4 protein-coding genes and 1 pseudogene are annotated in these 3,760 nt (G+C 60.5%); 1 reads left to right on the top strand and 4 read right to left on the bottom strand.

Features of this window, described 5'->3' with window-relative positions:
- A partial coding sequence (locus ACP69S_RS21885; protein ID WP_426000820.1) for a helix-turn-helix domain-containing protein occupies positions 1–262 on the bottom strand: 262 nt, incomplete at its 3' end.
- Positions 263–412: 150 nt separating this feature from the next.
- Positions 413–592: pseudogene (locus tag ACP69S_RS21880) on the bottom strand (IS630 family transposase); the annotation flags it as partial.
- A gap of 170 nt (positions 593–762) precedes the next feature.
- Here ACP69S_RS21880 and ACP69S_RS21875 point away from each other — a divergent pair.
- Positions 763–1,584 (top strand): IS5 family transposase, encoded by an 822-nt coding sequence (locus tag ACP69S_RS21875; RefSeq protein WP_426000818.1) that lies wholly within the window; start codon positions 763–765, stop codon positions 1,582–1,584.
- A gap of 394 nt (positions 1,585–1,978) precedes the next feature.
- Here ACP69S_RS21875 and ACP69S_RS21870 read toward each other — a convergent pair whose 3' ends face one another.
- Both ACP69S_RS21870 and ACP69S_RS21865 read right to left on the bottom strand, forming a co-directional pair.
- Positions 1,979–2,440, bottom strand: a complete 462-nt coding sequence (locus ACP69S_RS21870; RefSeq protein ID WP_426000817.1) for a hypothetical protein — start codon at positions 2,438–2,440, stop codon at positions 1,979–1,981.
- A 20-nt stretch (positions 2,441–2,460) separates the two neighbouring features.
- A complete protein-coding gene (locus tag ACP69S_RS21865) occupies positions 2,461–3,051 on the bottom strand; it encodes a response regulator (RefSeq protein WP_426000816.1) in 591 nt (196 codons plus the stop codon).
- Positions 3,052–3,760: the final 709 nt, after the last annotated feature.

Below are 3,760 nucleotides of genomic sequence, written 5' to 3'. Positions count from 1 at the left end.
CCTGGGCCTGGACGTCCTGGCGATAATGCTGGGGCCGGGTGGTGATGTGCGAAAAGCCCAGCCGCTTGAGCAGCTTGCCAACCGTGCGCTCGTGCACCCTCACGCCGAAGCGTTCGGCGATGGCCGTCTGCAGATCGCAACACCGCCAGCGCGCCACGCCCTTGCGCCCCGCTGCCTCGGGCCCGGCCTCCACCAGCGCGCCCAGGGCCTGCTCCTGTTGCGGCGACAGACATCGCCGGGCGCCCGGCGGCGGACGGTTGATCAGGCCCTCCGGACCCAGGGCGTTGAACCGTAGCGCCCTTTCCGACCTGATGGCTTCATCAGGGTCGGGCGAAAAAAGCTATAAATCAAAAGTTTAGAGCATTTTTCGATCCGATAACCGTTTCACACTTATCGGAAAATGCTCTAGCGCCCAGTCCCGCAGCGTCTGCCGGTCCATGCCGGCCAACTCAGCCGCTTCGGCTCGACTGCGGCCTTCATAAACCGCCGCCAGCGCCAGCAGGCGCCGCACCTGATCTGGATCCTTGGCCCGCGCCGCCAGCCGACGGGTCCGCGCGGCGTCATAATCGACTCGAAGCTTGATGGCAGACATCCACAATCTCCCTTGCAACCACGAGAGTGAATCACTGTTCGGCCAGTCAGGGAATCCTGGCGGAGTCAGAGCTAGGGGCTTTTGGTATTAGAGGCTGACCCGAAATGAAGTTGGGTGATTTCAGTCACTTGTGATTCTGTTGGAGATGCGAACCAACAACGGAATTTGACATGTGGACCGAAATCACCCGGCGCAAGCATGCCCGAAAGAGCCTGCGGTATTCAAGCGATCTGACGGACGAGGAATGGGCGGTTCTGGAACCGCTGGTCCCGGGGCGGTCTCGGCTGGGGCGGCCGGCCAAGTGGTCGTTGCGGACGATAACCAACGCCCTGCTGTATGTTTTGCGTAGCGGCCTGCCGTGGCGGATGCTGCCGGGGGACTTCCCGCCGGTGACGACGGTTCAGCGCTATTTCTACGCCTGGCGCGACAGCGGCCTTTGGACCTCGATCAATCATCTGTTGCTGATGGCCTGCCGTGAGGCGGCGGGGCGCCAGGCCTCGCCCAGCGCCGGAGTGGTCGACAGCCAGAGCGTCAAAACCACCGAAAGCGGTGGGTCTTGCGGCTATGATGCAGGCAAGAAGATCAAAGGCCGCAAGCGTCACATCCTCACCGACACTGGCGGTTTGCTCGTCACAGCCCGGGTCCATACAGCCGATATCCAGGATCGCGACGGCGCGCCTGGCGTCCTGACCTCGATCCGCGCCAGCTTCCCCTGGCTGCGCCACGTCTTCGCCGACGGCGGCTATGCCGGCGACAAGCTGCGACACGCCATGGCCGGACGCGGCGACTGGAAGATCGAGATCATCAAGCGATCCGACACCGCCAAGGGCTTCGTGCTGCTGCCCCGCCGATGGGTCGTGGAGCGCACCTTCGCCTGGCTCGGCCGAAACCGCCGCCTGGCCAAGGACTTCGAGAAGACCCTCGACAGCTCAACGGCATGGCTCTTCATGGCATCGGTCCAGCTCATGACCCGAAGGCTCGCAACCCTCTGATCACAATCAGAAACATTATGAGTTAGACTCTAAGGATCTTTTGTCCAGATTTTGCAGATGTATTCGTATGGGGCCTGAGGTGGCGCCGGTTCTAATTCGCCAACCCAAAGCCTAGGCGCCAGACATCTAGTGGTGAGATTCAGTCGCTTGGAACCCGCCTAAATCCTTCTCGGGAAAGGGATCGAGCGATTTCCAGAGGGACTCAAGCGTCGCGTTCTATCCACTAGCAGCCAGCCATGGGCCACCTATGGTAAAGCTTACAGGGGCCCTGTGCCTCCTTCTGGCTCATTCATTTTGTTGCGCGAAAATGCCGCAGGTTTCGCATCGACTGATCTCAACCTGACTCGCGGCCGCCGGAAGACAATCGCCCTTGAATAGGTGGCCACCTCGCCCATCAGCGCGTCGGCGCGGTCTCCAGGCCTGGCAGGCCGCCGGTCTGTTTTTCCAGAACCCGGGCTAGGCCCGCTAGAATTGGCGCCTGCCAAGCCGCTTCGCCATCGGCCCGATGTAGAAGTTTGATGGAGGCGACGTGCACGGCGATGCCATCCGACAGAGCGGGGCTGGGGCCACGGGCCTCGTCCACAAGGGCGCAAAGCGATCGCGCGGCGATCGCCACCGCCTGTGTCTTTTCGACTATGCACAGAGCGATAATGTTGGTTGAGGTCTGGTAGAATTTCCCCAGGGCCTTGGCTTCGACGCCGCCTGCGAGGGTGGTCTCGAGATCTGCGATGTGGTCGTCAATCGTCGCCAACAACGGCTCGCGCATCTGCGCGATCAGCCCGTCGGCTTGCTTGAGCGCCTCGGCGACATACATCCCGCCGCTTTGCTTGATTAGGCTCGCCAGACGAGGGCGCATGACCGCGGTGCGAACTTCTTTCATCCGGCCAACCTTTGCGGCTTGATCAGTTGATCCAACTCCGAGGACGAAAGGTTATCACCCTCTGGTATTCCCACCTCAGCAGGCCGGTCATCACGGCGGCGCCCATCGGGGTGTTCCAATGGCGGCCCGGCGTTTCGCCAGCGACGATCGGGGCCCATATAAACGTCGCACTCAATGAACAGACGGTCAGCACGCGCGACCCACAGGATGCGCTCAAGCACCACGTTGGGAGCAATCGGTTTGGCGATGGTGAAGTTGGCCCCACAGTCGCGGGCCTTTATCACCTTGTTTCGTGGTGTGTGGGCTGAGACGATGATCGCGGGGGTCATACGTTTTTCACCCGGTTCGCGCCGAAGCCAATGAATCAGCTCGTAGCCGTCCATCTCTGGCAGGGCGGCATCCGTCAGTATTAGATCGACCGGCCGGGCCATCAGTTCTTCCTGGGCTTCGCGGCCATTGGCCTTACGGACGACTTGGCGCAAGCCAAAGCTGGCCAGAATGCCGCAGATAATGTCGAGCGACTGAGTGTTGTTATCGACGACCAGAGCACGGGCCTTCTCAAGATTGAAATAGGTGCTTGGCTGCATAGGTTCGCCCTCCTGAACGCCGCCAGATGGCGCGCCTCGTTAGTAAGCGCTGCGGCGGGGAGCTGAAGCCTGGTAAGCCGGGGTGAACTGGCCGGCCAGTTGGGCTAAGCCGCTGGCTCCAACCGTGAGCGCATGGGCCGCCTCCGCCGAGCTTTCAGCCAGAGCCCTTGCCACGACCCTGTAGAGCGGGAGAACCAAAATGTTTACGATCAGTGTTTGAGGTTGCAGTTTAAGCGGCGAAAATGGCCCATCGACGCGCAAGGTAAGCGACGAATTTACCGCAGCTCCAGTCAGTAGCAGGGAGCCGCAAGTACGTAGGATGGCTAAGAGTTTTAGCACCGCACTATTCCACACCGCCATTGACTTCCGCTAATTCAATCTGAGTGGAAGACTAACAATTGAAAGATTAACCCGGCCACAATCGCGGGTGCGTCAAATAGCCTCGGCAGCGCGACTAGATGTTTGGTCCCGGACTTTGATGGTGCACTATTTTCTGATGGTTGGAAGGATGCGCTATGGGGCAGGTACACCACGGGAGCGCCACAACGACAGCGGCGGTCCGTCGAGCGATACAGCATAGTCAAGAGAGCCTAAGAGTCTGACTCATAATGTTTCTGATTGTGATCAGAGGGTTGCGAGCCTTCGGGTCATGAGCTGGACAGAAGCCATGAAGAGCCATGCCGTTGAGCTGTCGAGGGTCTTCTCGAAG

The sequence above is a fragment of the Caulobacter sp. DWR1-3-2b1 genome (assembly GCF_049895765.1).
GTDB lineage: Bacteria > Pseudomonadota > Alphaproteobacteria > Caulobacterales > Caulobacteraceae > Caulobacter.
Note: the sequence above shows the minus strand (reverse complement) of the source record. Positions and strands in the feature narration are given on the sequence as shown.